This is a genomic window from Streptomyces rubrogriseus, assembly GCF_027947575.1.
GTDB lineage: Bacteria > Actinomycetota > Actinomycetes > Streptomycetales > Streptomycetaceae > Streptomyces > Streptomyces rubrogriseus.
Genome location: NZ_CP116256.1, coordinates 1302726 through 1327038, shown reverse-complemented (window position 1 = coordinate 1327038; position 24313 = coordinate 1302726). Strand labels below are relative to the sequence as shown.

The window sequence follows — 24313 nt, the reverse complement described above, 5'->3', positions numbered from 1 at the left end:
TGTCAACTTCCAGAGGGAATGAGCGCGGCACGGAAGGCCAGGCTGCCGACGGGCGTGTAGTAGGGGTTGATCCGCAGCGCGGTGCCGTCGTCCGCGGTGAGCAGCCGGTTCGGCATCCGGAAGACGTCCCCGGGGCTGCGTACGTCGGTCCGTCGCCGGCACAGCTTCAGCGACCGGCCGCGCGGCCGGCGCAGCCGTACGTCCCAGATCTGTTCCTTGGTGCCGGAGGCGCCGAAGTCGGCCGTGTGCACGGTGCAGGTGAAGACGTCCCCCTGCCAGGTCGCCGGGAGGGTCCGGCTCACCTTGCCGTTCCTGCGGATCAGTTCCACGTCCCCGCTGCACGCCTCCGCCGGGGAGTTGACGAGCCGGCCCCGCAGCGTGATCTGCGACCAGCCGATGTCGACGGACACGATCTCGGCCTCGGCGTGGTCCCTGCCCAGGGAGAGGTAGGCACGGCCGGTGCTCGACGCGATGACGCGGCAGTAGGTGCCGTCGGCCCGCACGGGCTCGGGCAGCGTGGGGCCGTCGGGCATCAGCCGGGGGGCCGCGGCCAGCGCGAAGCGGCGTTCCTGGCCCCGGACGTCGGTGAAGACGACGGACAACCGCCACTGCCCGGCCTCCAGCAGGAACCTGCGCATCCCCGCGGGCACCGGCGGGCTGTCGGCGCGCACGTTCTCCAGCAGGTCGACGACCGAGGTGCCCCGGGCCTCGACGCGTCCGTCGCCGCGCTGCACCAGGGTCAGCGGGATCACGACCGGGGAGGAGCCTCCGCCGAGGACCAGCGACGCGGACGCCGCGGTGAGGTCGTCGGGCACGGTGACGCAGACGTTGAGGGTGCGGCCGTCCAGGAGGGAGAGGTGGTCCGCGGTGACGCGCGGCCAGTCGTCAGGACTCGGCGGGACGAGGACGAGGCTGTCCAGGCGTGAGCGCGCCGAACGCACGGCGGCGTAGCCCTTGCGCATCACCTGGTGGGGGGTGGGAAGTTGTTTCATCAGTCGTCTGCACCGCGCTCGTAGGGGCTCGGAAACGGGAAGTACTCGTCCAGGAAGCGGGTCATCAGAACCTGCTGGTGGGCGAGTTCGGACTCGGTGGAGGTCGTGTCGTTCAGGCAGAAGACGTGGGCCTCGCGCTCGGCGAGAAGTCGGCCGAGCACCCGTTCGGCGCCCGGCTTGCCGACGTCGAGGTAGCGGTACACGAGCTGGTCGCCGGGGAAGGAGCGCCCCGTGTGGAACGCGTAGTAGTGGTGGAGCGACGAGGTGACCGAGATGTCTCCGGCGCTGCGGAAGCGGCTCGCCGCGGTGCGCCGGTGCTCGTCGGCGAAGTCGGTCTCGATCGCCTCCAGCACGCCGCGGTGCAGGGCGTGCGGCACGTGCTTCATCTTCCGGAAGATGGTGCTGCCGCCGAAGCGCTCGGCGATCAGCCGGCGGTTGTTCTTGCCGGCGGCGGCGACCGGCGGGTCCTCGCTGTTGGGCTCGCCGAAGGGTATGAGGGCCGGCGAGAGGTAGTACTGGCCGAGGCCGTTGGGCAGGAAGAAGTGCTGGGGCAGCGTCTCCCGGCCGAGCATCACGTCGTCGTTGAAGTAGAGGAAGTGCTCGGAGAGCCCGTCGATGTGGTGCAGCTGGCTCTCGATCGCGTGCGAGTTGAAGGTGGGCAGCGACGTGGGCTCGCTGAATATCTCCTTGTGGCTCACCACCTTCAGCCGCGGATGGTCCGTGTTCAGCCAGTCGGGGGTCTGATCGGCGGTCACCAGGTAGATGTTGCGCACCCAGGGCGCGTACAGGTTCAGGGAGCGCAGTGAGTAGCGCAGTTCGTCCCTGCTGAGGTAGCGCGCCGCGTTGGCCGCCTCCTCGTGGTACGGGCGGTCGGAGAACTCCGCCCGGCTGCGTATCCACGCGGGGTCGGAGCCGTCGACCCAGGTGTACACGACGTCGATGGGGAACGTGCGGCGTCCGACGCTCCCGGCGGCGAAGGCGGGGCGGGTCCGCACCCGTCCGGGACGCGGGCCGTCTCCGGCGCCTGCCTCGGCGTCGGGGTCCTCGTCGGGCCGCGGGATCCGGTCCTCGGGCAACGGGGCGAGGTCGGTGAACAGGGACTCGTCGGCCTCCGTCGCCTCCTCCTCGACCGGGACGGCCTCGGCGACCGGGTTGCGGCGGGGGGAGACCAGTTCGCCGCCCTCGTGGTTCCAGAACTCTATGTCGCAGCCGTATCGCAGGCCGAAGACCATGCGGCCGGTCTCGTCGGTGCGGTACCAGGTGCAGCGGAAGACCGGGGATCCCGACACCCGCTTCCACGGACCGGTCCCGAAGGCAGGCAGGGCGGCCTCGTCGAGAGGCTCGCCCTTGCCCATGGGTATCACGTAGCCGGGTCTGACCCGGCAGGCCTGACGCAGCGCGGTGATCACTTGCTCGCGGTCGTCCTCGCGGACCGCCACCGCGGTGGACGTCTCGGAGGCCGACCGCACGCAGAAGTAGTCGATGCCCGCGTGCCGCAGCGCCTCGGTCACGTCGTCGAGGTTGGCGCGCCGGGCGTCCAGCGGAGTGGCCCTCGGTACGACGTGGGCGATGCGCGGCGCCTTGCCCACGCTGACGACCCGCCGGTCGTGGCGGGCCAGCAGCTTGCGGTGGCTGCGGGCGACGCGCACGCGATTGATCTGGTCCCGCTTGGCTGCGGCGGCCGCGATGCCCTCTTTGACCTGCTGCCGGAAGCCGCTGTCCACGTGCTCGGCGATCACACGTCGCGCACCCACCGGGACTACACGCCGGTAGACACCGACCAACCGGGGTGCTTCAGGATTTCGCACTGCGGGAACTCCTCCGACGGGACCGGTGCCGAGACCACGATCCCCTTGACGACGACGCGGGCGGATACAGACACGTCAAGTATGCAACGCGTTCACTCCACGTCCCCCTGCGCGCGGCGCACCAACGAACATCAGCATCTGTGATATAGGAGACAGGCAGCCGTGCAACCCCGACGCCGTCTCAAGCGTCGGGGGCTGCCTCGCGCTTCGCTCAGAAGGGCTCGAAGCCGTCGAACTCCTGCTGGGCCTCGTCCCGTTCGGCGTCCCGGTCCCGGCGTCGCTGGGCGGCCGGGCGGGGTGCCTCGAAGCGGTGGTCCTCGCCGCGGCGGCCGAGCATCTCGGCGCCCGCCGTGACCGAGGGCTCCCAGTCGAAGACGACCGCGTTGTCCTCGGGACCGATGGCCACGCCGTCGCCGTTGCGGGCGCCCGCCTTCATCAGCTTCTCCTCGACACCGAGGCGGTTGAGCCGGTCGGAGAGGTAGCCGACGGCCTCGTCGTTGTTGAAGTCGGTCTGGCGCACCCAGCGTTCGGGCTTCTCGCCGCGCACCCGGAACAGGCCGTCCTCCTCGCGGGTGACGGTGAAGCCCGCGTCGTCCACGGCCTTGGGCCGGATGACGATCCGCGTGGCCTCCTCCTTGGGCCGGGCGGCCCGGGCCGTGGCGACCAGCTCGGCCAGCGCGAAGGACAGCTCCCTGAGGCCCATGTGCGCCACGGCCGACACCTCGAAGACCCGGTAACCGCGCGCCTCGAGGTCCGGCCGCACCATCTCGGCGAGGTCCTTGCCGTCGGGCACGTCGATCTTGTTGAGGACGACGATCCGCGGCCGGTTGTCCAGGCCGCCGTACTCGCGCAGTTCGGCCTCGATGACGTCCAGGTCGGAGAGCGGGTCGCGCTCGGACTCCAGCGTCGCCGTGTCCAGGACGTGCACCAGCACGCTGCACCGCTCCACGTGCCGCAGGAACTCCAGGCCCAGGCCCTTGCCCTGGCTGGCGCCGGGGATGAGACCGGGGACGTCCGCGACGGTGTACACGGTCTCGCCCGCCGTCACCACGCCCAGGTTGGGCACGAGCGTCGTGAAGGGGTAGTCGGCGATCTTCGGCTTGGCCGCGCTCAGCACGGAGATCAGCGAGGACTTGCCGGCGCTCGGGTAGCCGACCAGCGCCACGTCGGCGACGGTCTTCAGCTCCAGGTGGATGTCCTGGAGGTCGCCGGGCTCACCGAGCAGCGCGAAACCGGGCGCCTTGCGCCGCGCGGAGGCCAGCGCCGCGTTGCCGAGGCCGCCCCGGCCGCCCTGCGCGGCGACGTAGGAGGTGCCGTGGCCGACCATGTCGGCGAGCACGTTGCCCGCGCCGTCGAGGACCACGGTGCCGTCGGGTACGGGCAGGACCAGGTCCTGGCCGTCCTTGCCGGAGCGGTTGCCGCCCTCGCCGGGCTTGCCGTTGGTGGCCTTGCGGTGCGGGGAGTGGTGGTAGTCGAGGAGCGTGGTCACCGACTGGTCCACGGTGAGGATCACGTCGCCGCCCCGGCCGCCGTTGCCGCCGTCCGGGCCGCCGAGCGGCTTGAACTTCTCACGGTGGACGGAGGCACAGCCGTGGCCTCCGTTACCCGCGGCGACGTGCAGTTCGACGCGGTCCACGAAGGTGGTCATGGGATGTGCCTCCAGTTACTGCCTACTGCGGGAATGTCTCTTGGTTAACACGCGAAAGGCGGACCCGCTTCCCCTCGGGGAAGTGAGGCCCGCCTCGCGAAAGTGTCCGATCAGGCGACCGGAACGATGTTCACGACCTTGCGGCCACGGTGGGTGCCGAACTGCACCGCACCGGCCTGCAGCGCGAACAGCGTGTCGTCGCCACCGCGGCCGACACCGGCGCCCGGGTGGAAGTGGGTGCCACGCTGGCGGACCAGGATCTCACCCGCGTTGACGGCCTGACCGCCGAAGCGCTTCACGCCGAGCCGCTGGGCATTCGAGTCGCGACCGTTCCGGGTGGACGATGCGCCCTTCTTGTGTGCCATGTCTCCTCAGTCCCTTACTTCGCAGCCGCGGGGATCTCAGTGACCTTGATCGCCGTGTACTGCTGGCGGTGGCCCTGACGACGGCGGTAGCCGGTCTTGTTCTTGTAGCGCAGAATGTCGATCTTCTGGCCCTTGTGGTGGTCCACGATCTCGGCCTGGACCTTGATGCCGGCCAGCACCCACGGGTCGCTGGTCACAGCGTCGCCGTCGACGACGAGCAGGGTCGAGAGCTCGACCGTGTCGCCGACCTTGCCGGTGGAAATCTTGTCAACCTCAACGATGTCGCCGACAGCAACCTTGTGCTGGCGACCACCGCTGCGCACGATGGCGTACACGCGGATCTCACTCTCTCGCTCGGAACGGCACCCCCGCAGTCCAGCCACCCGGTGACACACGGACAGCCTCTCCCGGCCGGGGCCCACGAGGGCCCGCACCCGGAAGGAAAGAGGTTTACGGGGATGTGACGCGTCAGTCGACACGCCGACGGTCAAGATTACGGGGCCGCACGACAGGGGTCAAACCGGGCCCCGCGCCTCAACCGGAGACCGCCGCGACGTACTCGGCGTACGCCTCCCCCGCCCGCGCGGGCGTCAGGTCGAGGTGCTCCAGGATCGTGTACCGGCCGGGCCGGGTCTGCGGCGCGAACCCCACGGCCCGCACGAACTCCTCGTCGCCGAACCCGATCTCCCGGGCCACCACCGGCAGCCCGTGCCGGCGCAGCGTGTCCGCCATCAGCAGGGCGCCCTCCCGGTCGCCGCGCAGGTACGTCGCGAAGGCCGCGCCGATGCCGACCTGCTCGCCGTGGCTGGCCGCGCGCCGGGGATACAGCAGGTCGAGGGCGTGGCTGATCTCGTGGCAGGCGCCGGAGGAGGGACGGGTGTGCCCGGCGATGGTCATGGCGATGCCGGACAGCACCAGGCCCTCGGTGAGCACGGTCAGGAACCCGTCGTCGCCGCAGCCGCCGGGGTGGCGCAGCACGGCCTCGCCGGCCTGCCGGGCGAGGGCGGCGGCGAGGCCGTCGACCTTCTCGCCGTTCACCCGGTGGGCCAGTTCCCAGTCGGCGACCGCGGATACGTTGGAGACGGCGTCGCCGATCCCGGAGCGCACGAACCGGATCGGCGCCTCCCGGATCACCGCGAGGTCGACGACGAGCGCGATGGGCGTCGGCACGCCGTACGAACCGCGGCCCGCGTCGTTGTCGAGGATGGAGACCGGCGAGCAGATGCCGTCGTGGGACAGGTTGGTGGCCACCGCGACCATGGGCAGGCCCACCCGGGCCGCGGCGAACTTGGCGCAGTCGATGACCTTGCCGCCGCCGAGACCGACGACCGCGTCGTAGCGCCCCGACTTCATGCCGTCGGCCAGCCGCACCGCGTCGTCGATCGTGCCGCCGCCGACCTCGAACCAGTCCGCGCCGGGCAGCGACGGCTCCAGCCGCCGGCGCAGCCGCGCCCCCGAGCCGTCGGAGATGGCCACGGCCAGCTTGCCGGACTGCGAGATCCGCTGGTCCGCCAGGACGCTCGCCAGGTCGTCCAGGGCGCCCGGCCGGACGTCCACGACGAGCGGCGAGGGGATGAGCCTCGTCAGTACCGGCACGTGGTCTCCTCTCCTCGCCGGGGCGCCCCCGGCTGTTTGATGATGCGCGCGGGGGCGGCCGGGGAAACGTGCGGCCCCGGCCGAACGGGATTCCGTTCGGCCGGGGCCGCGCGTCGTGCGCCAGGTGCCGGATCGGGCGGGTGCCGGATCAGCCCTCGTCGGTGGCGGCCGAGACCGAGGACGGCGCCTGCTGGGCGGCCGCCGCGGTCTTCTTCGACGCCGTCTTCTTGGCCGTGGCCTTCTTGGCGGTCGTCGTCTTGGCCGCCTTCTTGGCCGTGGCCTTCTTCGCGGTCGTCGTCTTCTTGGCCGCGGTCTTCTTGGTGGCGGCCTTCTTCGCCGTCGCCTTCTTGGCCGTCTTGCGGGCCGCCGCCTTCTTGGCCGGGGCGGCCTCCTCGGCCTCCGGCTGCGCGTCCGGGGCCTCGTCCGCCGGGGCCGACGGGACGACCACGACGGCCGCCTCCTCGGACGCGGTGGAGGTGGTGGGCTTGCGCACCGCGCGGCGCCGCGGACGGGCCGGGGCGGCGCTCTCGGCCGACTCGGCGGCGGCGGGGGCCGCCTCCGGTGCCTGCTCGGGCTCCGGCGCGGACTGCTCGGACACCGTGCTGGTGGTCTCCGGGACCGTCAGTACGGCGGCCTCGGCCCCCTCGGGCGAACCGGCCGGTGCGGACACCTTCCGGGTGGCCCGACGGCGGGTACGGCCCTTGGGAGCGGCCTCCTCCGGCGCGGGCGCCGCGGGCTCGGCCACAGCGGCCGGGGCGGGGGCGCCGGAGACGGCGTCCTCGACGGCGGCCGGCTCGGCCAGCACCTCGGCGGCGGGCTCGCGCCGCACCGGACGCTCGACCTCCTCCCGCACCGTGACGTCCTGCGCGGTCGGCGCCTCGGCAGGCGCGGCCTCCGCCTTCGCGGACTCCGCCTTCGCCTCGCCCTTCGCCGCCCTGGGCGCACCCGCCGGGGCGGACGCCCTACGGCTCGCGCGACGCCGGCCGCGACCGCGCGTGGCGGCCGCCTCGGCCTCGGCGGCGCTGCTGTACAGCTCCTCGTCCGCGCTGAAGTCGGGCGCCGGGAGGGCGACCGGCTCGGCCACCTCGGCGGCCACCTCGGCCTCGGACTCGGTGTCCGCCTCCTGCTCGGGCGTCGGGCCGGTCTCGACCCCGGCGACCGCCTCGTGCTCGTGCTCGTGCGGCTGCTCGGCCCCGGCCCGCGCCCGCTTGCGGCGCTTGCCACCGCCGCCGCCACCGGCCGCGGACGGCTGGTCGAGGTGGACGATGACACCGCGGCCGTTGCAGTGGACGCAGGTCTCCGAGAAGGACTCCAGCAGGCCCTGGCCGACCCGCTTGCGGGTCATCTGGACCAGGCCCAGCGAGGTCACCTCGGCGACCTGGTGCTTGGTCCGGTCCCGGCCCAGGCACTCCAGCAGGCGCCGCAGCACCAGGTCCCGGTTGGACTCGAGCACCATGTCGATGAAGTCGATGACGATGATGCCGCCGAGGTCGCGCAGCCTGAGCTGGCGCACGATCTCCTCGGCCGCCTCCAGGTTGTTCCTGGTGACCGTCTCCTCGAGGTTGCCGCCCTGACCGGTGAACTTGCCGGTGTTGACGTCGACGACGACCATCGCCTCGGTCCGGTCGATCACCAGCGAACCGCCGCTGGGCAGCCAGACCTTGCGGTCCAGCGCCTTGGCGAGCTGCTCGTCGATCCGGTACGTGGCGAAGACGTCGACCTCGCTGGTCCACTTGGACAGCCGCTCGGCGAGGTCCGGCGCCACGTGGGACACGTAGCCGTGGATGGTCTGCCAGGCGTCGTCGCCGCTGACGACGACCTTGGAGAAGTCCTCGTTGAAGATGTCGCGCACGACCCGGACTGTCATGTCCGGCTCTCCGTAGAGCAGCGAGGGCGCGTTCGAGCTGCCGCCGCTCTTCGCCTTCTTCTGGATGTCCTCCCACTGCGCCTGGAGCCGCTCGACGTCGCGGCGCAGCTCGTCCTCGCTGGCGCCCTCGGCGGCGGTGCGCACGATGACGCCCGCGTCCTCCGGGACGATCTTCTTCAGGATCGACTTCAGCCGGGACCGCTCGGTGTCGGGCAGCTTGCGGCTGATGCCGGTCATCGAGCCCTCGGGCACGTAGACCAGGTAGCGGCCGGGCAGCGAGACCTGGCTGGTCAGGCGGGCGCCCTTGTGACCGATCGGGTCCTTGGTGACCTGCACCAGGACCGGCTGGCCGGACTTGAGCGCGGACTCGATGCGGCGCGGGCCGTTCGCCATGCCCAGCGCCTCGAAGTTGACCTCACCGGCGTACAGGACGGCGTTGCGGCCCTTGCCGATGTCGATGAAGGCGGCCTCCATCGACGGCAGCACGTTCTGCACCTTGCCGAGGTAGACGTTGCCGACGTACGAGGTGGCCTGCTCCTTGTTGACGTAGTGCTCGACGAGCACCCCGTCCTCCAGGACGCCGATCTGGGTCCGCTCGCCGTGCTGGCGGACGACCATGACGCGCTCGACGGCCTCGCGGCGGGCCAGGAACTCGGCCTCGGTGATGATCGGCACGCGCCGGCGGCCCTGCTCGCGGCCCTCGCGGCGGCGCTGCTTCTTGGCCTCCAGACGGGTCGAGCCCTTGATGGACTGCACCTCGTCGGACGGCTCGCTCTTCTCCCGCGCCGGCCGCGGCTCGCGCACCTTGACCACGGTGCGCTCGGGGTCGTCGGTGGCGGAGTCGGCCTCGCCCGAGCCGTCCCCGGCCCGGCGGCGACGGCGACGGCGGCGACGGCTGCTGCTGGAACCGCCGCTCTCGCCGGCGGCCTCCTCGCTCTCCTCGGCGTCCTCGTCCGCCTGCTCGGCGGTGTCCGGTCCCTCCTGATCGGCCTGGTCGGCGGTGTGCTCGCCCTCGCCGTCGGCCGGGTCGCCGTCGGCGGAGTCGCCCCGGCGACGGCGACGGCCGCCCCGGCGACGACGGCGGCGCGAACCGGACTCCTCGTAGCCGTCGGCGTCGTCGTGCTCGTCGCCCGACTCGTCGGCGTCGGCCTCGGACTCGGCCTCGGCCTCGGCCTCGGCGGTGCTCTGAGCCTGGGCCTCGGCCGCGGGCTCGTCCTCGGCGACGGCGGACGTGGCCCGCTCCTCGGCGGCCTCCTCGGCGGCGGCACCCCGGCGCTTGCGACGGCGGCGGGAGGCGGCGGACTGCTCCTCCGGAGCGGCCTCCACGCTCTCCTCGGCCGGCTTCGCCGTCTCGGCACCGGCCGCCTCGGCGGCGGCCTCGGCCGCGGCCCGCTCGGGCGTCTGGAACTGCGGCTCGGCGAACACCGGCGCCTGGAACACGGCGACCGCGGGACGCGACGGGCGCTTGGGCGCCTCCGCCTCGTCGGACGCGGCGGCGGTCTGCGCCGGGGCAGCGAAACCGGTGGCGGCCTTGCGGGTGGACCGGCGGCGCGCACGACGCGGCGCGGCGTCCTCGCCGGACTCGGCGGCTTCCGCGGCCTTGGCGGGCGCGGCGCTCTCCGCGGCCTTGGCGGGCTCGGGGGCCGCGGCGGCCTCGGACGCGCCCGCTTCGGCCGGGGCGGACACGCGGCGCGTGGCACGGCGGCGGGTGCGGCCCTTGGGAGCGGCGCTCTCGGCCTCGGCCTCGGCTTCCTCCGTCTCGGCCTCGGCGGGCTCCGGGGCCGCGGCGGCGGCAGGCTCGCTGACGGTCGGCTCGGCAGCCGCCGGCTCGGCGGCCGAGGTCACACTGCGCGTGGCACGACGGCGGGTACGCCCCTTCGGAGCGGCGCTCTCGGTGGCCGCGACGGGCTCCGTGGTCTCCTCGACCGACACCGGCGTCTCGGCGGCGGGGGCCGCGGACACGACGGTCTCGGCCGCCTCCGCAGCCTCGGGAGCCCCGGCCGGCGCGGAGGCACGACGTACCGCACGGCGCCTGGGCCGGGCGGGAGCCGCGGGCTCCGGCGCCGGCTCGGGGGCCTCGGCCGCCTCGGCGGGGGCCGACTCGGCTGAGCGCGACGGTCTCCGCCGGCGCCTCGGAACCGCCGGACGGCGGACCCGCCGGGCGGGAAGCGGCCCTGCGCCGACGGCGCGGCGGCAGGGTGTCGCTGGGGGTGTTCGACTCGGAGTCCGTCGTGGTCGAGGACTCGGTGGATTCGGTCGGTTCGAGCATGCGGGGGTTTCTCCCGTCAGGCTCCCGGGCGCCGCGCCTGGTCCGGCATCGACATGTCGACCGCCGGTGACGTCCGCGGCTCGCGCGGTGCGCGGTCGCCGCCGTCCGGGGCGCGGGCGCCGCTCGGAAGCTCATCCGTGTCTTGTCTCGCCGGTTCCGTACCCCTTGGCGTGCACGGCCTGGCGAAAGTCTTGTGGTCGGTGCGCTGCCCGACCCAGGTGGCTCCCGAGTTCGAGGGCGGCGCTACGACGTAGTCCCTGGCGGAACCTTCCTTACGCCGACGCCGTCGCGGCGGCGGAAGCGGCGGCCGGATGCGGCTCGGGCGCTTCTGCCTCGCGGTCGGGCGCGAGCGGGTCGGTCACCGCACCGGTCTCTTCATCGAACAGCCCCTGCGCCAGCCTGGTCACCGCTGCGGGGACCGGCGGCGCCAGGTCGGCCACGGCGCGAAGACCGGACAGGACGTCGTCGGGTCGTACGGCAGGCGTCACGTGCCGAACAACCAGCCGCAGTATCGCACAGGGCCGGTCGCTCGGCCTATCAGCCGGTGAACCGTGCGTGGTGACGCACTCCAGATGCGCGACGGCGGAGCGGGTGTCGAAGGTGCGGACGCCGTTCTTCGTACGACGCTGCACCTCCACCACCGGGGCCGCGTCGAAGGCCGCGACGGCCCTCTCGGCCTCGGCGGGCTCCACACCGTCCAGCCGCAGCTCCCACACGGAGGCCGTCAGCCGGTCGGCGAGCCCGGAGGTCCGGGCCTCTACCGCGTCGACGACGTCGAGCCCGGCGGGCAGCGACTCGTCGAGGAGCAGCCTCAGCCGCTCCGGATCGCGCGCCTCGGTGAGCGCGATCTCCAGGTACTCCGCCTCACTGCCCGTGCCGGTGGGTGCGGCATTGGCGTACGACACCTTCGGGTGCGGGGTGAACCCCGCCGAGTACGCCATCGGCACCTCGGCGCGGCGCAGCGCACGCTCGAAGGCGCGCTGGAAGTCACGGTGGCTGGTGAACCGGAGGCGGCCGCGCTTGGTGTAGCGCAGACGAATGCGCTGCACCGCGGGAACGGGCGGCGGGCCTACGGGCTGTCGCTTGCCCAGTGTCGTTCAGTCCTTCGTGAGAGCGGTCGTACTGCTACCAAGAGTACGTGCCTCGACGGCGGATGGTTCCCTCCGGTCCACCGGATTCGGCTCGGCGGGCTCCCCGAAGAGCATGCGTCGTACGTCGGCGCGGGCCTGCCGTACGGTGAGCCGGGCCGTGGCCAGCGCCTGCCGGGTCGCCCGGCCCGCGCCGCGCCCGGCCTCGGCGAGGGGCCGCAGGACGGTGTCCCGCACGGCGTGCCCCACCGGGGTCAGCACGCTCCGGTACGCCCACCGCGCCGGTTCCGCCACGGTCCACCGCAGGAGGGTGCCGAGGAACCGCCCGACGGCGAGCGAGAGGTGCCCGGCGATCCGCCAGGCGTGGCCGAGGGCGTCCGCGACCTCCCGTCCGACGACGGCGAGGACCCGGCCGAGCGGAGCGAGCACCCACCGCCACACGGCTAGGGCCGGCAGCACCAGCAGCACCCGGACGGTCCAGTACAGGACGAAGCCGATTCCGGTGACGACCAGCCCCGCGCCCCGCGCCACCTGCCGGCCGCACCAGACAAGCCCCCTGCCGCACCAGGCGAGCCCGTGCCCGACCGGCGTCAGCAGCCACCGGTACAACCACCCCGCCGGTACGACGAGCAGGTACCGCCCGAGCCACGCCAGACCGGCGTACAGCCCCCGCCCGATCGCCGCGAGCACCGCGCCCACCCGGGTGAGGAACCAGGCGAGCCCGTGCCCGACCGGCGTCAGCACCCTCCGGTACAGCCACGCCGCGGGCACCACGAGGAGCACGTGCCCCAGCCACCCCACGCCCTTGGCGAGCGGCACGAGGACGTACCGCCACAGCCCGACCAGCGGCCACACGAAGAGGGCCCGCCCGAGCCACGCCAGCGCCCGCCCGACGGGACGCAGCACCGTGTCCCGCAGGAACCGTCCCGCGACGACCAGCGCGTCCCACACCATGCGCACCGGCACGACCAGTACCAGCACCACGATGCGCACCGGAATCCGGATCGCCACGGCAAGACACCCCTCGGCGTCCGCCCGCCGCGCCGGCTCCCCCTGCCCCGCCTGCTGCGCCGTCTCCCCCGGCCGGGCCGCACCGGGCGCCTTCTCCAGATCCACCATGCACAGGAAGACGCCGCGGAACCCGATCCGGATCCCGCGGCGTCGCGCCGTACGGCCCTACTTGATCACAGTCAGCGGCAGCAGTTTCTTGCCGGTCGGGCCGACCTGGATCTCGGTGTCCATCGCCGGGCAGACGCCGCAGTCGAAGCACGGGGTCCAGCGGCAGTCGTCGACCTCGGTCTCGTCGAGGGCGTCCTGCCAGTCCTCCCAGAGCCACTCCTTGTCGAGGCCGGAGTCGAGGTGGTCCCAGGGCAGGACCTCCTCGTAGCCGCGCTCGCGGGTGGTGTACCAGTCGACGTCGACGCCGGTGGGCTCCAGGGCCTTGTCGGCGCAGGCCATCCAGCGGTCGTAGGAGAAGTGCTCGCGCCAGCCGTCGAAGCGGCCGCCGTCGTCGTAGACGGCGCGGATGACGGCGCCGAGGCGACGGTCGCCGCGGGAGAGGAGGCCCTCGACGATGCCGGGCTTGCCGTCGTGGTAGCGGAAGCCGATGGAGCGGCCGTACTTCTTGTCGCCGCGGATCTTGTCGCGGAGCTTCTGCAGGCGGGCGTCGGTCTCCTCGGCGGAGAGCTGCGGGGCCCACTGGAAGGGGGTGTGGGGCTTGGGGACGAAGCCGCCGATGGAGACCGTGCAGCGGATGTCGCCGGAGCCGGAGACCTCGCGGCCCTTGGCGATGACGCGGGTGGCCATGTCGGCGATCTGGAGGACGTCGTCGTCGGTCTCGGTGGGCAGGCCGCACATGAAGTACAGCTTCACCTGGCGCCAGCCGTTGCCGTAGGCCGTGGCGACGGTGCGGATGAGGTCGTCCTCGGAGACCATCTTGTTGATGACCTTGCGGATGCGCTCGGAGCCGCCCTCGGGGGCGAAGGTGAGGCCGGAGCGGCGGCCGTTGCGGGTCAGCTCGTTGGCCAGGTCGATGTTGAAGGCGTCGACGCGGGTGGAGGGGAGGGACAGGCCGATCTTGTCCTCCTCGTACCGGTCGGCGAGGCCCTTCGCGACGTCGGCGATCTCGGTGTGGTCGGCGGAGGAGAGGGAGAGAAGGCCGACCTCCTCGAAGCCCGTCGCCTTCAGGCCCTTGTCGACCATCTCGCCGATGCCGGTGATGGAGCGCTCGCGCACCGGTCGGGTGATCATGCCGGCCTGGCAGAAGCGGCAGCCGCGGGTGCAGCCGCGGAAGATCTCCACGGACATGCGCTCGTGGACGGTCTCGGCGAGCGGGACCAGGGGCTGCTTGGGGTAGGGCCACTCGTCGAGGTCCATGACGGTGTGCTTCGAGACCCGCCACGGGACGCCGGAGCGGTTGGGGACGACGCGGGCGATGCGGCCGTCGGGGAGGTACTCGACGTCGTAGAAGGCGGGGACGTAGACGCCGCCGGTCTTCGACAGGCGGAGGAGGAGTTCCTCGCGGCCGCCGGGGCGGCCCTCCGCCTTCCAGGCGCGGATGATCGCGGTGACCTCCAGGACGGCCTGCTCGCCGTCGCCGATGACCGCGCAGTCGATGAAGTCCGCGATCGGCTCGGGGTTGAACGCCGCGTGGCCGCCGGCCAGGACGATCGGGTCGTCGATGCCGCGGTCCTTCGCCTCCAGCGGGATGCCCGCCAGGTCCAGGGCGGTGAGCATGTTGGTGTAGCCCAGCTCCGTGGAGAAGGAGAGGCCGAAGACGTCGAAGGCGCCGACCGGGCGGTGGCTGTCGACGGTGAACTGCGGGACGGAGTGCTCCCGCATCAGCTCCTCGAGGTCCGGCCAGACGCTGTAGGTGCGCTCGGCGAGGACGCCCTGCTGCTCGTTGAGCACCTCGTAGAGGATCATGACGCCCTGGTTGGGCAGGCCGACCTCGTAGGCGTCGGGGTACATCAGGGCCCAGCGGACGTCGCAGGATGCCCACTCCTTGACCGTGGAGTTCAGCTCTCCGCCGACGTATTGGATCGGCTTCTGCACATGCGGGAGCAGTGCTTCGAGCTGCGGAAACACGGACTCGGCGGCCGGGGAGGCTTCGGCAGGCATCTCACGGGACCTTCGTGTGCTGACAAGGGGGACCATCCAGCCTAACCCGGCCGGACCGGTCCCCCTTACCGCTCGCCCCTCGTTGCCGGGCTACGCCGACATCGGTCGCTGCACGGTGATCGACTGGAGCAGGCCGACCGCTATCCAGACGGCGAACATGGAGGAGCCGCCGTAGGAGACGAAGGGCAGGGGCAGGCCGGTGACCGGCATGATGCCGAGGGTCATGCCGACGTTCTCGAAGGTCTGGAAGGCGAACCACGCGACGATCCCGGCGGCGACCACCGTGCCGTACAGGTCGGGGGTGCTGCGGGCGATGCGGCAGGCGCGCCAGAGGACCACGCCGAGCAGGGCGATGATGAGTCCGGCGCCGAGGAAGCCCAGTTCCTCGCCGGCGACGGTGAAGACGAAGTCGGTCTGCTGCTCGGGGACGAAGCGGCCGGTGGTCTGGGAGCCCTCGAAGAGGCCGGAGCCGGTGAGTCCGCCGGAGCCGATGGCGATGCGCGCCTGGTTGGTGTTGTAGCCGACGCCCGCGGGGTCGAGGGCGGGGTTGGCGAAGGCGGCGAAGCGGGCGATCTGGTAGTCGTCCAGGATGCCGAGCTGCCAGACGGCGAGCGCACCCGCGGTACCGGCGCCGAGCAGGCCGAAGATCCAGCGGTTGCTGGCGCCGGAGGCGAGCAGGATGCCGAGCACGATGATGACCATGACCATGACCGACCCGAGGTCGGGCATGAGCATCACGATGAGCATCGGCACGGTGGCCAGGCCGAGGGCCTGGAGCACGGTGCGGTGGTCGGGGTGCGGCCGGTCCCCCGCGTCGACGCGTGCGGCCAGCAGCATCGCCATGCCCAGGATGATCGTGATCTTCACGAACTCCGAGGGCTGCAGCGAGAAGCCGCCGGGGAGCTTGATCCAGGAGTGGGCGCCGTTGATGGTCGAGCCGAGCGGGGTGAGCACCAGCAGGATCAGGAACACCGAGAAGCCGTACAGGAGCGGCACGGCGGTGCGCAGGGCGCGGTGGCCGAGCCAGACGGTGGCGACCATCAGGGCGAGCCCGATGCCGGTGTTCAGCAGGTGCCGGGTGAGGAAGTAGTACTGGTCGCCCTGGTTGAGTTCGGTGCGGTTGCGGGTCGCGGAGTAGACGAGCAGCGAGCCCATCAGGGAGAGCCCCACGGCGGCCAGCAGTATCGGCCAGTCGAGCCGCCGGGCCATGGAGTCCCGGGCGAAGAGGCGGGTCCAGCCTCCCTTGTCGGGGCCGTATCCGGAGACGTGGAAGCTGTTGCCGGTCATACGCGTGCCCTCCGGCTTCTTCCCCTGCCGCCCGGCCGGGCGCCGCGCCCGGCGCCGCGCCGTCGGTGGCGCCGGGTGTCGCGGTTCTCCCCGTTCTGGTTGGGGGTGGTCGCGGGCTGGTTCCCGTCCTCGACGGGGGCGTACTCCTCGTCCGGGGAGGCCTTCTCGTCGGGCTGGAGCTGCTTGACGACGTCCTTCGGCATCTTCGGCGAGAGGATCGTGCCGTCCGTCTTGATCTTCGGGAGGCTCGCCTGCGGCTTGGGCAGCAGCGCCTTCTTCGGGTCGATGTCGCCGTCGTCGGAGACCCCGTACAGCGCGTCGTAGATGTTGCGGACGGCGGGTCCCGAGGCGCCGGAGCCGGTGCCGCCCTGGGAGATCGTCATGACGATCGAGTAGTCCTTGGTGTACGTCGCGAACCAGGACGTGGTCTGCTTGCCGTAGACCTCGGCGGTACCGGTCTTGGCGTGCATCGGGATCTTGTCCTGCGGCCAGCCGACCTGGGCGAAGCGCCAGGCTGCGGTGCCGCGGCTGGCGACGCCGGCGAGGGCCTCGTCCATCTTGGTCAGCGTGGTCTTGCTTATGGGCAGCTTGCCGTGGGCCGTGGGCTCGATCTCGCGGACGGTCTTGCCGTCGGGGCTGACGACGGCCTTGCCGATGCTCGGGTCGTAGAGGGTGCCGCCGTTGGAGATGGCCGCGTAGATGGTGGCCATCTGGATGGGGGTGACGAGGGTGTCGCCCTGGCCGATGGAGTAGTTGATGGAGTCACCGGCGCGCATCTTGTTGCCGCTGTGGCAGTTCTCGTACGCGATCTTCTCGACGTAGGAGCCGTCCTTCTTGCCGGACTTGCACCAGGCGTCCTTGTTGGCCTCCCAGTAGTCCTGCTTCCACTGGCGGTCGGGGACGCGGCCGGTGACCTCGTTGGGGAGGTCGATGCCGGTCGTGGCGCCGAGGCCGAACTGGTGGGCGGCCTTGTAGAAGTAGTCGTGGGGGTTCTTGGGGTTCATCCCGCCGTCCTTCTTCCACTCCTGGTGGGACAGGCGGTAGAAGACGGTGTCGCAGGAGAGCTCCAGGGCGCGGCCGATGGTGATCATGCCTTCGTTGGCCGACTCGAAGTTCTTGAAGACCTGGCCGCCGACGTCGTAGGCGCTGGAGCAGTCGTAGTTGCCGTCGAAGTCGTAGCCGGCCTCGACCGCGGCGGCCGAGGAGACGACCTTGAAGATGGAGCCGGGGGCCGCCTGGCCCTGGGTGGCGCGGTTGAGCAGCGGGTAGTTGGAGTCCTTGCCGGTGAGCTTCTTGTAGTCCTTGGCGGAGATGCCGCCGACCCAGGCGTTGGGGTCGTAGTCGGGGTTGGAGGCCATGGCGACGACGCGGCCGGTCTTGGCCTCCATCACCACGACCGCTCCGGCGTCGGCCTCGTAGGTCCGGTTGGTGTTGCGGTCCATCTCCTTGCGGGCGGCCTTCATCGCCTCGTTCAGCTCGTACTCGGCGACCCGCTGGACGCGGGCGTCGATGCTGGTGACGAGGTTGGAGCCGGGGGTGCCCGGGTCGGACTCGGCCTCGCCGATGACGCGGCCGAGGTTGTCGACCTCGTAGCGGGTGACGCCGGCCTTGCCGCGCAGTGCCTTGTCGTACTGGCGTTCCAGGCCGGAGCGGCCGACCTGGTCGGAGCGCAGGTAGGGCGAGTCGGTGTCCTGGGCCTTCTGCAGTTCCTCGTCGGTGACCGGCGAGAGGTAGCCGAGGACCTGGGCGGTGTTGGACTTGCCGGGGGCGGCGTAGCGGCGTACGGCCATGGGCTCGGCGGTGATGCCGGGGAAGTCCTCGGCGCGTTCGCGGATCTGCAGGGCCTGCTTGACGGTGGCCTCGTCGGTGACGGGGATCGGCTGGTAGGGCGAGCCGTTCCAGCAGGGCTGCGGGGTCTCGGCGTCGCAGAGGCGGACCTTGTCGATGACGTCCTGGGGCTTCATGCCGAGGACGCCGGCGAGCTTGGTGAGGACGGCCTTGCCGTCGTCCTTCATCTTCAGCAGGTCGGTGCGGGAGGCGGAGACGACGAGCCGGGTCTCGTTGTCGGCGAGGGCGACGCCGCGGGCGTCCAGGATCGAGCCGCGGGTGGCGGGCTGGACGACCTGCTGGACGTGGTTGCCGGAGGCCTCCTCGGCGTACTCGTCGCCCTGGCGGATCTGGAGGTACCAGAGGCGGCCGCCGAGGGTGGCGAGGAGGGAGAGGACGAGGATCTGGATGACGACGAGCCGGGTCTGGACGCGGGTGCTGCGGCCGGTCTCCGGAATGTTAGTCATGGGCGCGGCCCATCCGGTTGAGGGTGGTGGTGGGCGACGGGTGGGAGCTGGTCACTGGTTCTGGCTCCCCCTCACGAAGTGTGTGCTGCTGGAATGCTGCCGCGTCGTCACAGCCGCTTGACCCCCTTGATGCGTCCGGCGCGGGCCACGCGGGCGCGGGCCGTCTTCACCCGCAGCGCGTTGCGCTGTCTGCCGATGCGCAGGCCGGTGCCTCCGGAAAGCCAGCCCGAGGAGATGTCGGCGCTCTGGGCGGCGGAGTTGGTGTCGGCCAGCGGGTCGTGCTCGGCGCGCCGGGCGAGCGCCATGATGCCGGGGACGACGAAGGGCGCGAGCAGCAGGTCATACAGGGCGGCGGTGAACAGCAGGCTGGGCAGGCCGACGTGGCGGGCGGCGGTGTCGCCGACGAGGGCGCCGACGCCCGCGTAGAGCAGGGTGGTGCCGACGGCGGCGGCGACCACGACGACCATGGGGCCGGTGGCCGAGCGGAGCCGTCCGTTGTCCGGTCTGGCGAGTCCGGCGAGGTAGCCGATGACGCAGAGCACGAGGGCGTAGCGGCCGGCGGCGTGATCGGCGGGCGGGGCGAGGTCGGCGAGGAGTCCGGCGCCGAAGCCGATGAGGGCGCCGCCGACGTGGCCGTAGACCAGGGCGAGGCCGAGGACGGTGAGCAGCAGCAGGTCGGGGACGGCGCCGGGCAGGTGGAGGCGGGCGAGGACGCTCACCTGGACCACCAGGGCGACGACGACGAGGGCGACGGACAGCAGGATCCGGTTGACGCGCATGGGGTGAAGGCTCCTACGGCTCGGGCTGCTCGTTCTGCTGCTCTGTCTGGTCGTTCTGGCCGGTCGCGTCGTTCTGGCCGGTCGCGTCGTTCTGCCCGGCCTCGTCGTTCTGGGCCTGGCCCTCGGGGTCGGCCCCGGGGGTGACGGTGACGGTCACGGTCGGCGTGGGCTTCGGCTGCTTCTTCTCCGGCAGCACCGTGTCGCGCGGGTCCTTCGACGGGGCCTGGACGACGACGCCGACGATGTCGAGCTTGGTGAAGCTGACGAACGGCGTGACGTCGAGGATGCGGGTCAGGTCGCCGCCGTTGGGGTCGACGCGGGTGATGGTGCCGACGGGCACGCCCGGCACGAAGGGCTTGTCGGCCTGGGAGCCGAAGGTGACGAGGCGGTCGCCCTTCTTGACGTCGGCCTTGCCGTTGAGGAGTTCGACGCGCAGCGGGCGGCTGCCCTGGCCGGAGGCGAAGCCGAGTTCGTCGCCGGACTCCATCCGGGTGCCGACGGTGAAGTCCGGGTCGTTGGCGAGCAGCACGGTGGCGGTGTTGGGGCCGACGGTGGTCACGCGTCCGACGAGGCCGTCGCCGTTGAGGACGGTCATGTCGCGCTTCACGCCGTCGTTGGCACCGGCGTCGATGGTGATGGTCCAGGAGAAGCCCTGGGCCGCTCCTATGGCGATGACCTGGGCGCCCTTGATGCCGTACTGCCCGGCGCCGGCCAGCCCGAGCATCTTGTCGAACTGCTTCAGCCGGCTGCGGCCGCGCTCGTCGCTGCCGAGCTTCGCCTTGAGGGCCGCGTTCTCCGTCTCCAGCCGCGCGAGCCGGTCGTGCCGGTCGCCGGAGTCGCGGATCGCGGAGACCGCGTTGCCGACGGGGTCGACCGCGGAGGAGACCCCGTTCTCGATCGGACCGAAGACGTTGGCGGCGGCCTGCCGGGCACCGTCGACCGGGGAGTCCTCCCCGCCGCGGATGTCCACCGTGATCAGTGCGAACGCGATGGCGATCAGCAGTACCAGGAGCAGCCGGCTCTCTTTCGTGTCCCTCACGTGCGGCGGCCGTGCCTTCCTCGTCGAAATTCGGGAATCTCGGAATGTACGTGGCGGTGTTCAGGAATTGAGCTGATTCGGTACGTCGGGCGCTTCACGCGCATCCGGTACCGCAACCCTCTATATCAACGATCCGCCGCACGAGAGGAGATCGTCTCGTACGGCGGAACCGAAGTGTTACGTCATCTGCGGGGCGAGGCGTCCAGCACCTGCTGGAGCGCCTCGAACTCCTCGACGCACTTGCCGCTGCCGAGCGCCACGCTGTCCAGCGGGTCCTCGGCGATGTGGATCGGCATCCCGGTCTCCCGGCGCAGCCGTTCGTCGAGCCCGCGCAGCAGCGCGCCGCCGCCGGTCAGGACGATGCCCCGGTCCATGATGTCGCCGGACAGCTCCGGCGGACACTTGTCGAGGGTCGTCTTGACGGCGTCGACGATGGCGTTGACCGGCTCTTCGATCGCCTTGCGCACTTCGGCGGCGGAGATGACGACGGTCTTTGGCAGCCCGGAGACGAGGTCCCGGCCGCGGATTTCGGTGTGCTCGTCGGAGTCGAGGTCGTACGCAGAACCGATCGTGATCTTGATCTGTTCGGCCGTGCGCTCACCCAGCAGAAGGCTGTACTCCTTCTTCACGTGCTGGATGATCGCGTTGTCCAGCTCGTCACCCGCGACGCGGATGGACTGGGCCGTGACGATGCCGCCGAGCGAGATGACCGCGACCTCCGTGGTGCCGCCGCCGATGTCCACCACCATGTTGCCCGTGGCCTCGTGGACCGGCAGGCCGGAGCCGATGGCCGCGGCCATGGGCTCCTCGATGATGTGCACCTGCCGGGCGCCGGCCTGGGACGACGCCTCGATGACGGCGCGGCGCTCGACGCCGGTGATGCCCGAGGGCACACAGACGACGACCCGCGGCCGAGCCAGATACCGCCGCTTGTGGATCTTCAGGATGAAGTAGCGGAGCATCCGCTCGGTGATCTCGAAGTCGGCGATGACGCCGTCCTTCAGCGGGCGCACGGCAACGATGTTGCCGGGCGTGCGCCCGATCATCTTCTTCGCTTCGGCGCCGACCGCGAGGATGCCACCGGTGTTGGTGTTGATCGCGACGACGGACGGCTCGTTGAGTACGATCCCGCGACCCCTGACGTACACCAGCGTGTTGGCGGTCCCGAGGTCGACAGCCATGTCACGGCCGATGAACGACATTGAGTTCCCCATCAGGATTCGACTGGCCTTCCCAGGAGCTTTTGAGGGCTTTTCAGGTAGGCGAAGTGGGTGCAGTGACGCGTGGAGGCTTCCATCGTAGACGCGCTTTCGCGAACACTGCGCGAGGGTCTTCGCCATTGTCAGCAGATGGCGCACCGCCTCGCTTGTGGAGACGGGCCAACGGTGGGATCCGTTCCCCCGATCAGGCGCGCATATGCCACAGGGCGGTCGCTTTTACGCGACCGCCCCGGCTCCGCCCGGTCCATTCGACTGACATGGCGTCAGAAAAAAGGCGCTCCCGGCGTGTCCCGAAGAAGGATCAGACCCGGCCCGGGAAGAAGATCTTCAGCTCGCGCTCGGCGGACTCCTCGGAGTCGGAGGCGTGGATCAGGTTCTCGCGGACGATCACGCCGTAGTCCCCGCGGATCGAGCCCGGGGCGGCGGCGATCGGGTCGGTCGGACCGGCCAGCGCGCGCACGCCCTCGATGACCCGCTCGCCCTCGACGACCATCGCCACGACCGGCCCGGACGCCATGAACTCGACCAGCGGCTCGTAGAAGGGCTTGCCCTTGTGCTCGCCGTAGTGCTGCTCCAGCGTCTCGGTGTCCAGGGTGCGCAGTTCCAGCGCGGTGATCTGCCAGCCGGCCTTGCGCTCGATGCGGCTGATGATCTCGCCGGTCAGGCCACGACGGACGGCGTCGGGCTTGAGGAGGACGAGGCTGCGCTGGGTCACGAGGGCTCCCTTGGAAAGGTTCGAGATGTGCGGTCGTGCGGGTGATGACTGAGGTTACCGGGCGTGTCGCGGCGTCCGTCACGCAGCGTCAGGCATACCGGGCCCCGTCGGCCGCGCTGCGCACTCAGGCGGGGTCGGGCGCGGAGGCCTCGGCCTGGGCCGCGAACCGCGCCTTCGCCTCGTCGATCTTCCGCCCGTAGTGCACGGAGGCCCACCACAGGGCGGCGAAGATCGCGCCGAGGAAGAACATGGTCGGCACCACGAAGCCGGCGGCGATCAGCGCGATCTGCAGCGCCCAGCCGAGGGCGATCCCGCCGGGCCGGGTGATGACCCCGCACAGCAGCACGCTGAGGAACATCGCGATGCCGCTGACCGTCCACACCGTCCCCATGGACAGGTCCGGGTCCTTCATGGCGACCAGTCCGGCGAAGCCGATCACGAAGAACTCGCCGATCAGAGTCGAAGCACAGAGCGTACGCACGGTTTCTCAGCCCCTCCTCAGGAGCAGTCGGGCCTCGCCGACGGTGATGACGGAACCGGTGACGAGCACACCGCCGCCCGCGAACTCGCCCTCCTCCTCGGCCAGCGTGATCGCGGCCTCCAGGGCGTCCGGCAGCCGCGGCTCGACCTGGACGCGGTCGTCGCCGAAGACCTCGACGGCGACCGCGGCCAGTTCGTCGGCGTCCATCGCGCGGTGGCTGGAGTTCTGGGTGACGACGACCTCGGCGAAGACCGGCTCGAAGGCTTCGAGGAGCCCCCGCACGTTCTTGTCGCCGCTGGCGCCGACCACCCCGATGAGGCGGCTGAACTGGAAGGCCTCCCCCACCGCCTCGGCGGTGACCCGGGCGCCGGCCGGGTTGTGCGCGGCGTCGAGGACCACGGTCGGCGAGCGCCGCACCACCTCCATCCGCCCCGGCGAGGCGACGGAGGCGAAGGCCTTGCGCACGGTGTCGACGTCCAGCGGCTCGGGGCGCTGCGCGCCGACGCCGAAGAACGCCTCGACGGCGGCCAGCGCGACCGCCGCGTTGTGCGCCTGGTGCGCGCCGTGCAGCGGCAGGTACACCTCGGTGTACTCGCCGCCGAGTCCGCGCAGGGTGACCAGCTGCCCGCCGACTGCGACCTCGCGGGCGACGACGCCGAACTCCAGCCCCTCGCGGGCCACGGTGGCGTTGACGTCCACGGCCTTCTTCAGCATCACCTGCGCCGCGTCCACCGGCTGCTGGGCCAGGATCACGGTCGCGTCCTGCTTGATGATCCCGGACTTCTCGACCGCGATCTCGCCGGGGGTCCCGCCGAGCCGGTCGGTGTGGTCCAGGTCGATGGGGGTGACGACGGCGACGTCCCCGTCGATGACGTTGGTGGCGTCCCAGGAGCCGCCCATCCCGACCTCGACGACGGCCACGTCCACGGGCGCGTCGGCGAAGGCGGCGTACGCCATGCCGGTCAGCACCTCGAAGAAGGAGAGCCGGTACTCCTGCTGCGCGTCGACCATCTCGACGTACGGCTTGACGTCCTGGTACGTCTCGACGAACCGCTCGGCGGCGATCGGCGCCCCGTCCAGGCTGATCCGCTCGGTGATCGACTGCACGTGCGGCGAGGTGTACCGCCCGGTGCGCAGCTCGAAGGCGCCGAGCAGGGCCTCGATCATGCGGGCGGTGGAGGTCTTGCCGTTGGTCCCGGTGATGTGGATGGAGGGGTACGAGCGCTGCGGCTCGCCCAGTACGTCCATCAACGCGGCGATCCGGGTGACGGACGGCTCCAGCTTGGTCTCGCCCCAGCGGCTGGCCAGCTCCGTCTCGACATCGCGCAGGGCCGCGTCCACCTCGGGGTCCTCCGGGCGCCCGGGGACGTCGGCCTCCGGGGGGCCGCCCTGGGTGCGCAGGGTGCGGCTGCCGGCCTCGATGACGGCGAGGTCGGGGTCGCGGGTGGTCTCCGCGTCGATGATCTCGTCGAAGGAGTCGAGGGGGTCGGGCTGGTCGTTCTGGCCGGGGTTGTCGCTCACGGGGACAGTCTACGTACCCGCCGCCGCGGGCAGTCGTGCCGCTGGGGCGATGGGGGCCCCCGCTCGAGCGTAGCCGAGAGTGGGGGAGGGTGGGCGCGGCGGCACCCCGTGAGCGCCGGGCTGCGCGACTCCCTGCGGGGGGCCCAACGGAGGGGGTGGCTTGGGTCCCGGGCGAGTGCGGCGCCGTTGTGGCTGGTCGCGCAGTTCCCCGCGCCCCTAGGTAA

Annotated in this window: 17 protein-coding genes and 1 pseudogene; all 18 read right to left on the bottom strand. The window is 71.7% G+C overall.

Features of this window, described 5'->3' with window-relative positions:
- Positions 1-2: 2 nt before the first annotated feature.
- Positions 3-992 carry a hypothetical protein gene (locus tag Sru02f_RS05795; protein ID WP_109032941.1) on the bottom strand — a complete coding sequence of 330 codons (990 nt, stop codon included), beginning with the start codon at positions 990-992 and terminating at the stop codon, positions 3-5.
- Complete coding sequence (locus Sru02f_RS05790) at positions 992-2800, bottom strand: stealth family protein (RefSeq protein ID WP_109032940.1); 1809 nt, start codon at positions 2798-2800, stop codon at positions 992-994. Before Sru02f_RS05790 ends, Sru02f_RS05795 begins: the two co-directional genes overlap by 1 nt.
- A 211-nt stretch (positions 2801-3011) precedes the next feature.
- Entirely contained in the window at positions 3012-4448 is a 1437-nt protein-coding gene (obgE, locus tag Sru02f_RS05785) for a GTPase ObgE (RefSeq protein ID WP_109032939.1), read from the bottom strand.
- A gap of 110 nt (positions 4449-4558) precedes the next feature.
- Entirely contained in the window at positions 4559-4813 is a 255-nt protein-coding gene (gene rpmA, locus Sru02f_RS05780) for a 50S ribosomal protein L27 (protein WP_003976205.1), read from the bottom strand.
- A gap of 14 nt (positions 4814-4827) precedes the next feature.
- Positions 4828-5148: a 50S ribosomal protein L21 gene (gene rplU, locus Sru02f_RS05775; protein ID WP_003976204.1), complete on the bottom strand. Its 321-nt coding sequence runs from the start codon at positions 5146-5148 to the stop codon at positions 4828-4830.
- A gap of 199 nt (positions 5149-5347) precedes the next feature.
- Positions 5348-6409 carry an iron-containing alcohol dehydrogenase family protein gene (locus Sru02f_RS05770; RefSeq protein ID WP_003976203.1) on the bottom strand — a complete coding sequence of 354 codons (1062 nt, stop codon included), beginning with the start codon at positions 6407-6409 and terminating at the stop codon, positions 5348-5350.
- A gap of 148 nt (positions 6410-6557) precedes the next feature.
- Positions 6558-10545 (bottom strand): annotated as a pseudogene (locus Sru02f_RS05765) (Rne/Rng family ribonuclease).
- Between the two features lie 272 nt (positions 10546-10817).
- Complete coding sequence (locus tag Sru02f_RS05760; RefSeq protein WP_109032937.1) at positions 10818-11594, bottom strand: TIGR03936 family radical SAM-associated protein; 777 nt, start codon at positions 11592-11594, stop codon at positions 10818-10820.
- A 48-nt stretch (positions 11595-11642) separates the two neighbouring features.
- Positions 11643-12752, bottom strand: a complete 1110-nt coding sequence (locus tag Sru02f_RS05755) for a hypothetical protein (protein ID WP_174855128.1) — start codon at positions 12750-12752, stop codon at positions 11643-11645.
- Between the two features lie 57 nt (positions 12753-12809).
- Positions 12810-14753 (bottom strand): TIGR03960 family B12-binding radical SAM protein, encoded by a 1944-nt coding sequence (locus tag Sru02f_RS05750; RefSeq protein ID WP_164279568.1) that lies wholly within the window; start codon positions 14751-14753, stop codon positions 12810-12812.
- Between the two features lie 90 nt (positions 14754-14843).
- Positions 14844-16040 carry a rod shape-determining protein RodA gene (rodA, locus tag Sru02f_RS05745; RefSeq protein WP_109032934.1) on the bottom strand — a complete coding sequence of 399 codons (1197 nt, stop codon included), beginning with the start codon at positions 16038-16040 and terminating at the stop codon, positions 14844-14846.
- Complete coding sequence (mrdA, locus tag Sru02f_RS05740) at positions 16037-18334, bottom strand: penicillin-binding protein 2 (protein WP_109032933.1); 2298 nt, start codon at positions 18332-18334, stop codon at positions 16037-16039. The genes rodA and mrdA overlap by 4 nt, the downstream gene beginning before the upstream one ends.
- Before the next feature lie 107 nt (positions 18335-18441).
- Positions 18442-19113: a rod shape-determining protein MreD gene (gene mreD / locus Sru02f_RS05735; protein ID WP_109032932.1), complete on the bottom strand. Its 672-nt coding sequence runs from the start codon at positions 19111-19113 to the stop codon at positions 18442-18444.
- 13 nt (positions 19114-19126) lie between these two features.
- Positions 19127-20152 carry a rod shape-determining protein MreC gene (gene mreC, locus Sru02f_RS05730; protein WP_109032931.1) on the bottom strand — a complete coding sequence of 342 codons (1026 nt, stop codon included), beginning with the start codon at positions 20150-20152 and terminating at the stop codon, positions 19127-19129.
- A 182-nt stretch (positions 20153-20334) separates the two neighbouring features.
- A complete protein-coding gene (locus Sru02f_RS05725) occupies positions 20335-21354 on the bottom strand; it encodes a rod shape-determining protein (protein WP_007449816.1) in 1020 nt (339 codons plus the stop codon).
- Between the two features lie 319 nt (positions 21355-21673).
- Positions 21674-22087, bottom strand: a complete 414-nt coding sequence (gene ndk / locus Sru02f_RS05720) for a nucleoside-diphosphate kinase (protein WP_003976187.1) — start codon at positions 22085-22087, stop codon at positions 21674-21676.
- Positions 22088-22211: 124 nt separating this feature from the next.
- Positions 22212-22568, bottom strand: coding sequence for a DUF4233 domain-containing protein (locus Sru02f_RS05715; RefSeq protein WP_109032930.1), 357 nt, complete (start codon positions 22566-22568; stop codon positions 22212-22214).
- Positions 22569-22574: 6 nt separating this feature from the next.
- Positions 22575-24089, bottom strand: a complete 1515-nt coding sequence (gene folC / locus Sru02f_RS05710) for a bifunctional tetrahydrofolate synthase/dihydrofolate synthase (RefSeq protein ID WP_109032929.1) — start codon at positions 24087-24089, stop codon at positions 22575-22577.
- Positions 24090-24313 lie beyond the last annotated feature (224 nt).